Origin of the sequence: Enterobacter sp. UCD-UG_FMILLET, assembly GCF_000762975.1 — a bacterium.
GTDB classification, from domain to species: domain Bacteria; phylum Pseudomonadota; class Gammaproteobacteria; order Enterobacterales; family Enterobacteriaceae; genus Enterobacter; species Enterobacter dykesii.
Genome location: NZ_JRJC01000028.1, coordinates 156,184 through 163,556, shown reverse-complemented (window position 1 = coordinate 163,556; position 7,373 = coordinate 156,184). Strand labels below are relative to the sequence as shown.

The 7,373-nt window shown below is 60.6% G+C and carries 8 protein-coding genes and 1 tRNA gene; 3 read left to right on the top strand and 6 right to left on the bottom strand.

Annotated features, from left to right (window positions below):
- Positions 1–84 precede the first annotated feature (84 nt).
- The 4 genes from LA04_RS14265 to rraB all read right to left on the bottom strand — a co-directional run bounded on the left by LA04_RS14265 (position 85) and on the right by rraB (position 2,259).
- Positions 85–169 (bottom strand) — tRNA-Leu (locus LA04_RS14265).
- A gap of 106 nt (positions 170–275) precedes the next feature.
- Positions 276–998, bottom strand: a complete 723-nt coding sequence (locus tag LA04_RS14260; protein ID WP_047652128.1) for a hypothetical protein — start codon at positions 996–998, stop codon at positions 276–278.
- A 30-nt stretch (positions 999–1,028) separates the two neighbouring features.
- On the bottom strand, positions 1,029–1,787 hold the full coding sequence (miaE, locus tag LA04_RS14255) for a tRNA isopentenyl-2-thiomethyl-A-37 hydroxylase MiaE (protein WP_047652126.1): 759 nt from the start codon (positions 1,785–1,787) through the stop codon (positions 1,029–1,031).
- Positions 1,788–1,833: 46 nt separating this feature from the next.
- Positions 1,834–2,259, bottom strand: a complete 426-nt coding sequence (rraB, locus tag LA04_RS14250; protein WP_029739283.1) for a ribonuclease E inhibitor RraB — start codon at positions 2,257–2,259, stop codon at positions 1,834–1,836.
- 99 nt (positions 2,260–2,358) lie between these two features.
- Between rraB and argL the strand changes: the two genes are divergently transcribed.
- From argL to xynR, 3 genes are all read left to right on the top strand, one after another.
- On the top strand, positions 2,359–2,454 hold the full coding sequence (gene argL, locus LA04_RS25020) for a putative translational regulatory protein ArgL (RefSeq protein WP_213845421.1): 96 nt from the start codon (positions 2,359–2,361) through the stop codon (positions 2,452–2,454).
- The gene (gene argF / locus LA04_RS14245) at positions 2,424–3,428 is read left to right on the top strand and encodes an ornithine carbamoyltransferase (protein ID WP_047652124.1); all 1,005 of its coding nucleotides are present in this window, start codon (positions 2,424–2,426) and stop codon (positions 3,426–3,428) included. The genes argL and argF overlap by 31 nt, the downstream gene beginning before the upstream one ends.
- 126 nt (positions 3,429–3,554) lie before the next feature.
- The gene (xynR, locus tag LA04_RS14240) at positions 3,555–4,313 is read left to right on the top strand and encodes a DNA-binding transcriptional repressor XynR (RefSeq protein WP_047652123.1); all 759 of its coding nucleotides are present in this window, start codon (positions 3,555–3,557) and stop codon (positions 4,311–4,313) included.
- Positions 4,314–4,317: 4 nt separating this feature from the next.
- Here xynR and LA04_RS14235 read toward each other — a convergent pair whose 3' ends face one another.
- On the bottom strand, positions 4,318–5,928 hold the full coding sequence (locus LA04_RS14235; RefSeq protein WP_047652121.1) for a glycoside hydrolase family 43 protein: 1,611 nt from the start codon (positions 5,926–5,928) through the stop codon (positions 4,318–4,320).
- An 11-nt stretch (positions 5,929–5,939) separates the two neighbouring features.
- A complete protein-coding gene (locus LA04_RS14230; RefSeq protein WP_047652120.1) occupies positions 5,940–7,322 on the bottom strand; it encodes an MFS transporter in 1,383 nt (460 codons plus the stop codon).
- Positions 7,323–7,373: the final 51 nt, after the last annotated feature.

Below are 7,373 nucleotides of genomic sequence, written 5' to 3'. Positions count from 1 at the left end.
AGAGTTAATATAACGGGAATGATGGGTAAATACTGGATTTCAGGCACAAAAAAAGACGTCCGTTGACGTCTATTGATGTTCCGATGGTGCCGAAGGCCGGACTCGAACCGGCACGTATTTCTACGGTTGATTTTGAATCAACTGCGTCTACCGATTTCGCCACTTCGGCACTGAAGGGGATGCGGAAACGTTGTGGATTATACCTGTCGCGCGCCGCCATGCAAGCGACGACGCGCTAAACCCGCTCTAAGTGCCCAAAAAACCAGCGCCCTTCGTCAGTCCAGCTCAGACACCGCCAGCCGAATCACCCCCGCCGCCTTCTGCTCCGGCAGCGCCAGCACCTTCGCCCACATCTCCTGCACCATATCGCAGGAGAGCTTCTCTTTGCCCGCCGCCTTCTCCGGCATCTGCAGCAGCTGGATGTCCTCGCCGTACTTATCGGCAAGCTCTTTCATAATCGGCCGCACGTCCTCAACTGCCGCCTCGCGCTCGGCCGGGGTCACGGTGTGACGGTTTTTGCCGTAGGCCGCGCGCATCATGTCGGCGTCGGCCTGCATGCGCCGCGCCATCAGCTCTTTATCCAGCATGCGCATCGGGTTCACGCCGCCCTTCACTGCCGGGTAGAGGAAGCGGAAGCAGGCGTCGTCGCTCACCTTCTGGATGGCGGCGGTCTGCTCCATGTTGATGGTCATGTAGTTCACCACGTTGGCGTCCGGGGCGTTTTGCAGGCGCGACATCTGCAGATGCAGGATCTGCGGCTGGATGGTGTCAATAATCTGCTGCTCCGGCTCGCCCGCTTTTTGCAGGGCGGCCATCTGGTCTAGGATGCGCTGATGCAGCGCGGGCTCCTGCTCCTTAATCACCTGCCAGGCGGGCATCGCGTTAAGAGCGGAATCCATCTGCCGTTCCGGAGCGCGCTGCCTGTCGAAGAACACCCAGAACGCCACGGCGGCGGCCACCACAACAACCATCACGGTACGGGTCCACGTTTTATTCATCTCGCATCCTTATCCTTGAGTTGTGCCGGTTTAAACCGGCACGCCGCTGTGGAAGCGAAACTCGTGGTCCGGTGTCGAGATAAGTGTGGCTTCAATTTCGCCAAAAAGCTTTATGCGCGGTGAGATATCGTCGTCGCTCACCTCCCTGGCAAGCGTCAGGTAGTCCTGATAATGGCGCGCTTCCGAACGCAGCAGCGAGAGATAGAACTTCTGCAGGTCGTCGTCGAGGAACGGGGCCAGCGCGGCGAAGCGTTCGCAGGAGCGGGCTTCGATGTAGGCGCCGCAGATAAGCTTGTCGATCAGCGTCAGCGGTTCGTGGGTGCGCACCTCCTTCAGCATCCCTTTGGCGTAGCGGCTGGCGGTGATTTTGACGTACGGAATGTCGCGGGCCAGCATCGCCTCGCGCACCTGCCAGAAGTGGTGCAGCTCCTCTTTAATCAGCAGCACCATGCTGTCGATGAGCGCCTGGCCCCACGGGTCGTCGGTTTTGGGCATCACGCTTTTGCCAATCTGCTTATGCAGGGCAATGAAGTCCGGCTCCGGACCGTCGCGGAAGGCGAACTGTTCGTAGGGTTTGAGCCAGTCGAGCAGCGCGTCGGCACCGCTTTCGTCGGCGACGTATTTACGCACCAGCAGCAGCGCGGTCTGGGCGGCCTTGAACTCGCACACCATGTGGTCGGTGAGCAGCAGCGGCAGGTTCGCCGGGTCGCGGGCTTTATCAATCCATGCTTGCGGGGTCGGGCACTGGAGGAAGTTGAGTACGGGGGCGAGTATCTGCGGGTAATCCATGGTTCTGCCTTGAAAAAGCGGTGGCGCGCGCCACCGCCTGAAACGCTTAGTGACGCACGCCGTCGTCGTCTTCGTCGACGTAATCTTCGTCGTCGCCTTCTTCGCCGTCTTCACCGTTCGGATCTTCGAAATAGGTTCCCCAGCCGTCGTATTCCACTTCAAACTTCTCGGCCAGGTTCATCAGCTGTTCTACCTGCGCGTCGATCAGCTCCGCCTTCAGCGCGCCTTCGCTCAGGATGTCGCAGCAGATGACGGTGTCGCCCTCTTCCACTTCCAGCTCTTCCGGCTCGGTTACTTCGTAACCCAGCTTGAAGGCTTCCACGGCCAGTTTTTCCAGCGCGTCGAAATCATCCGCAGAGAAATGGTGCTCGATGGTGTACAGCGCGTCCGGATCGCTACCGTCTTCCAGCAGTTCTTCAATAATCAGACGCGTCTCTTCGCGTTGCTCTTCCAGGTGTTCCGGGTTTGCCATGGCTCAATCCTCTTTAAAGTGCGGCAGATACTTCTATTTTCACACAGGGACGGGTTTGCCTCCACCTTTGTAAGAAAGATTTGTGAAACGGGGTTGCAAATGAATAATTACACATATAAAGTGAATTTTAATTCAATAAGTGGCGTTCGCCATGTGAGGATAAAATGTCCGATTTATACAAGAAACACTTTCTGAAACTGCTCGACTTTACCCCTGCACAGTTCACTTCTCTGCTGACCCTTGCCGCACAGCTCAAAGCCGATAAAAAAAATGGCAAGGAAGTACAGAAGCTTACCGGTAAAAACATCGCGCTCATCTTCGAAAAAGACTCGACCCGTACACGTTGCTCTTTCGAAGTTGCCGCATTTGACCAGGGCGCGCGCGTCACCTATTTAGGGCCGAGCGGCAGCCAGATTGGGCATAAAGAGTCAATTAAGGACACCGCACGGGTGCTCGGGCGGATGTACGACGGCATTCAGTATCGCGGCCACGGCCAGGAAGTGGTCGAAACGCTGGCGCAGTATGCGGGCGTGCCGGTGTGGAACGGGCTGACCAACGAGTTCCACCCGACCCAGCTGCTGGCGGACCTGCTGACCATGCAGGAGCACCTGCCGGGCAAGGCGTTTAACGAGATGACGCTGGTCTACGCGGGCGACGCGCGCAACAACATGGGCAACTCGATGCTGGAAGCGGCGGCGCTGACCGGGCTGGATCTGCGCCTGGTGGCCCCGAAGGCCTGCTGGCCGGAAGAGAGCCTGGTGGCGGAGTGCAGCGCGCTGGCCCAGAAGCACGGCGGGAAGATCACGCTGACGGAAGACGTGGCGGCGGGCGTGAAGGGCGCGGACTTTATCTATACCGACGTGTGGGTGTCGATGGGCGAAGCCAAAGAGAAGTGGGCGGAGCGGATCGCGCTGCTGCGCGAGTATCAGGTGAATGCGCAGATGATGGCGCTCACCGGCAACCCGAACGTGAAGTTCCTGCACTGTCTGCCGGCGTTCCATGACGACCAGACCACGCTCGGCAAACAGATGGCGAAGGAGTTCGACCTGCACGGCGGGATGGAAGTGACGGACGAGGTGTTTGAGTCGCCGGCGAGCATCGTGTTTGACCAGGCGGAAAACCGGATGCATACGATTAAGGCGGTGATGGTGGCGACGCTTGGGGAGTGATTGACTCCTCTGCGGTCTGGTGCCCTCTCCCACGGGGAGAGGGAGAACACCGGCTCCATTTCATTGATTTTTCACCCCGAAAAAGGTACGTTTTCGCCTTAATTCCAGCGTGGACATGCCAGCATTATGCCGATTATTCAGTCTGTTGAACGTGCGTTGCAGATCCTCGACCTGTTCAACGAGCAGGCCACCGAGCTTAAGATCACCGACATCAGCAAACTGATGGGGCTGAGCAAGAGCACCCTCCACTCGCTGCTGAAAACCCTGCAGCTTCACGGCTATATCGATCAGAACCCGGAGAACGGCAAATATCGCCTCGGCATGAAGCTGGTCGAGCGAGGTCATTTCGTCGTGGGCTCCATCGATATTCGCCAGAAGGCGAAAGGCTGGCTGACGGAGCTGTCCCAGCGGACCGGGCAGACGACCCATCTGGGGATCCTGGACGGGCGTGAAGGGGTTTATATTGAGAAGATTGAAGGCAAGCTGGCGGCCATCGCCTATTCGCGCATCGGCCGCCGCCTGCCGGTTCACGCCACCGCCATCGGCAAGGTGTTGATTGCCTGGCTGGGCGAGGCCGAGCTGAACGCCCTGCTGGAGGGTTATCAGTACACGACCTTTACGCCCGCTACCCTTGCCTCACGCGAAGCGTTAATGACCGCCCTGACGCAGACCCGCGAGCAGGGTTACGCCATCGACCGCGAAGAGAACGAGCAGGGCGTGCGCTGCGTGGCGGTGCCGGTGTGGAACCATGAATCCCGCGTCATCGCCGCCCTGAGCCTGTCGACGCTGACCTCCCGCGTGGACGACACCGAGCTGGCTAATTTCCGCGAGCAGCTTCAGCAGGCCGGGCTCGAGCTATCACGCGCGCTGGGCTACCCGGCCTGAGCCGTTAGATCGGCTCGTAGGTGAAGTAGTCGAAGTCCGCGTGGCAGCCGTCGCCGCTGATATCCTCGCAGTGCAGCCCCACAAACGCGCCGGTAAAGAAGCCGCGCCCGCCGATGTAGTCGTCCGACAGCTTCCACGCCTCATAGGTGACCGGCACGGCGTGCCACGTCTCGCCGTCGAACGAGTAGCTGTAGCGGTAGACCAGCGTATCCACATCCACCCGCAGCCAGACGCTCTCCGCGCTCTCCGGCACCGGAATCGGCTGCTCGTGCAGCGGCCATGACGGCACGTTGTGGTCGAGCTGGATAACCTTAATCGTTCTGCCCTGCCCCTCCTCGTAGTCCACAAAGCAGTAGCTCCAGTTTTTACTGTTGTAGTAGCAGGTCAGCCCCGCGCTCTGCTGGAAGTGGACCGGCGAAAACTGCATCCGCGTCTCGGCCCGGAAGGCGAAGTGCTGCCAGCGGCGCGCCACCGTTGACTGGGTGAAGGTCGAGTTGAGCGAGTCGTTGCCGTAGAGCCGTAAATAGCCCGGCCGCGCGGTGAGCGAGCCGAGGGTGTCGTCGAACGGGATGCGCAGGGTCTGCAGTTCCGGGTCGAGCGAACTGGAGTCAAAATCCTCCCGCCAGTTGCCCGGAATGGATGCAGGATGCTCGGCCACCTGTGGGCCTTTCACGATCAGCTGCGCGTGCTTGCCGCCTTCCACGTACGGCCAGCCGTCGCGCCATTCAATGCGGGCGATGCCGGTCTCGCGCCCCAGCGGACAGTAGCCGCGCCCGCAGGAGGCCAGCAGCGGCACGCCGGGCAGGCGCAGCGGGCGGCTGATGAGGTAGGCCATGTACCATTCCCCGGTGTGGATCTGCAGCAGCGAGCCGTGGCCGCTCTTCTGCAGCGGGTTCTCCGGCAGGTGCCAGCTGGTCATCATCGTCACGTCCGGGTGCAGCTCGTACGGCCCGTCGATATTTTTGGAACGCAGCACCACGACGGCGTGCTCGTAGCTGGTGCCGCCCTCGGCGACCATCAGGTAATACCATCCCGCGTGGCGATACAGGTGCGCGCCTTCGGTGTAGCAGAGCGGCGTGCCGGTAAACAGCGTTTTGCGCTCGGGCGAGAGGGTGCCGGTCTGCGGGTCAAACTCCTGCATCACGATGGTGTTGTGCGGGTTGCTATGGTGCCGCGGCCCCCACGGGCGGTAGAGGTAGTACTTGCGGCCATCGTCGTCGTGGAACAGGGACGGGTCAAACCCGCCGTTGCCCATCGGGATCGGCTCGCTCCACGGTCCCTCAATGGAGGGCGCGGTAACAAGGAAGTTGCGGCCGTTTTTCCACGGCGAATCGACAATCTTCACGTCGGTGTAGAGCAACCAAAACCTGCCGTCGGCGTAGCTCAGGCACGGCGCCCAGATGCCGCCCGAGTCCGGGTTGCCCTTCATGTCCAGCATCGACACGCGGTCCAGCGGGGTGCTGACCAGCGACCAGTTTTTCAGGTCACGGGAGTGGTAGATGCGCACGCCCGGGAACCACTCGAAGGTCGAAGTGGCGATGTAGTAGTCCTCGCCCTGGCGGCACAGGGACGGGTCCGGGTTGAAGCCGGTGAGTATCGGGTTAGTGATTTCCATAGTGCCTCCGGTTAATGGGATGCGGCTGTCGCGGCGTCGGGGACGGCCTCGCCCTGCGCCGCGCGGTGCTTGATCAGCTGCTGGCTGATGGCCTCCACGCGGGCGTCGGTGAGCCTGTAGAACGACAGCATGATGAACATGCCCGCGTAGAGCACCACCGGCACCACGCAGAACAGAATTTTGATGGTGGTGAGCACCTCCACCGGCTGCACGCTGCTGCTGGCGGAGTAGTTCACATACGCCAGGATCCAGCCCACTACCGCCCCGCCAATCGCCAGGCCAATCTTCAGGCTGAACAGATAGGTGGAGAACACCAGCCCGTCGAGGCGGCGACCGCTGCGGCTCTCCTCGTAGTCCACCACGTCAGAGGCCATAAGCCACTGCAGCGGCGTGGTGGTGTTGAAGACGAACAGGAACAGAATGTTGAGGGCGAAAATCAGGGCGATGTGCTCGGCCGGGGTGACGAAAATCAGCAGGCTGATCAGCGAGTAGGCGACGATGATCCACTTGAAGGCGGTGACGCGATCGAAGCGGCCCAGCAGGCGGGAAGAGCAGAGCGAGCCGAACATGGTGGCGAGGCTGCCGTAGAGTAAGAACTGGGTCGCCATCTCCGGGTGATCCATCACGTATTTCACGAAGTAGAGCGTCGCCCCGCCGCGCACCACGTTAGAGCAGGTCGCCATCATCTTGAACGCGCACATGATCCGCCACTGGCTATTGCCCAGCAGCAGCTTAAGATCTTTCGCCACCGACGAGCCCGGCTGCACCTCAAAGGTATAGCGCTCTTTGGTGGTAAAGAAGCAGACGTAGAGCAGCACCACGCCGCTCAGACCGAGCACGCACATGGCGCCGAAGTAGCCCACCTGCTCGTTCCCTTTACCGATGATGCTCACCAGCGGTAGCGCGATGCCGCTGATGGCGAGCGAGCCCGCCGCCGCCAGGAAGAAGCGCCAGGACTGCAGGGCGTGACGCTCTTTCGGGTCGGCGGTAATGACGCCCGGCATGGCGCAGTACGGCACGTTAACGAAGGTGTAAACCAGGGTCAGGAGAATGTAGGTCACGCAGGCGTAAATGATTTTGCCCTGCGCGGAGAAGTCCGGCGTGTAGAAGGTCAGCACGCAGACGATGCCAAACGGGATGGCGCCCCACAGCAGGAACGGGCGGAACTGGCCGTGCCGCGTGCGGGTGCGGTCTACCAGCAGCCCCATCAGCGGGTCGGTCACGGCGTCGAGCACGCGGGAGACCAAAAACAGCGTGCCCATAATCCCCGCCGACAGGCCGAAGACGTCGGTGTAAAAATAGGCCAGCAGGAACATCGTGGCCTGCCAGACGAAGCCGCAGGCGGTGTCACCTAACCCGTAGCCAATTTTGTCTTTCATGGTTAATTGCGTCATCAGAATTACACCCTTATGTAGTGTGCTGAATTACAACATCGTGTTAATGGA